The sequence below is a fragment of the Candidatus Streptomyces philanthi genome, from assembly GCF_059553635.1.
Genome location: NZ_JCANQV010000619.1, coordinates 1 through 1,130 on the forward strand (window position 1 = coordinate 1; position 1,130 = coordinate 1,130).

General features: G+C 77.1%; 1 protein-coding gene. It reads right to left on the reverse strand.

The genetic code is table 11. From position 1 onward, the window contains the following. Positions 1–116: 116 nt before the first annotated feature. Positions 117–1,067: an NAD-dependent epimerase/dehydratase family protein gene (locus AC51EU_RS30675; protein WP_496270358.1), complete on the reverse strand. Its 951-nt coding sequence runs from the start codon at positions 1,065–1,067 to the stop codon at positions 117–119. Positions 1,068–1,130 lie beyond the last annotated feature (63 nt).

The window sequence follows — 1,130 nt, forward strand, 5'->3', positions numbered from 1 at the left end:
CGCTGTCCGATCTGCGGGACGACCGTCCCGGTCTGTGGACACCCGGGGCGGGCGGGCCGCCGCGGCCGCGCCCGGAGGCCCCGTGCCGGTCACCGACCGGGAGGGGCCGCCGGGGCTCAGATGCGGCATGCGGCCTCCATCCAGATGTCGGCCAGCGACTCCTCCAGCGCGATCCTCGGCCGCCATCCGAGCCGGTCGCGGGCGGTGCGCACGTCCGCCTGCTGCCAGGCGCCGCAGCCGTCCGGGTAGGGGTAGGTGGGCGGGGCGGTGCCGTGCTCGGCGGACGGGCCGGGGATGACGAGGCGGGCGGGTGGCACGTCGAGTTCGTGCAGCGCGCCCCCGAACCCGGCGACGCGGGCGAGCACCGAGGCGGCCTCCCGCAGTCGGACGGCACGGCCGGTACCGATGTTGACGACGCCCTGGGCGGCGGAGAGCGAGGCGGCGTGCACGGCCCGCGCCACGTCCCGTACGTCGACGAAGTCGCGCTGCACCCCGAGCCCGCCGAGCTTCAGCTCGCTGTCCCCGGCCTGCATCGCGCGGCGCATCGCCTCGGCGAGGCGGCCGAGCGGGGAGCCCGCCGGGGTGCCGGGGCCGACCGGGGAGAAGATCCGCAGCACCACGGCGTCCAGGCCGGAGCCGAGGACCAGTTCGGTGGCGGCGAGCTTGCTGACGCCGTAGGGGCCGCCGGGCCGGGGCAGGGCGTCCTCGGCGGTGGAGGAGCCGGGCTGCGAGGGCCCGTACTCGGAGGCGCAGCCGAGGTGGACGAGCCGGGCGCCGCAGCCGCTGCGGCGCAGCGACTCGCAGACGGTGGCGACCGCGACGGTGTTGTGCCGGGTCAGGTCGCGGGCTCCGCCGCGGGTGGCGCCCGCGCAGTTGATGACGACGCCGGGGTGGACGGCGTCGAGGAAGCGGGTGAGCGCCCCGGGGCTGCCGGTGGCGAGGTCGAAGCGGACGTCGGCGTCGTCGCCCCTGCCGAGGACGGTGAGCTGGACGGCGGGGTCGGCGAGCAGGCGGTCGGCGACATAGCGGCCGAGGTAGCCGTTGGCGCCGATGAGCAGCACCCTCATCGCGCGGCCCCCCGCTCCCCGTGGTCCGGTGTCGGCTGGACGTTCATGTGTCGTGCTCCTAGA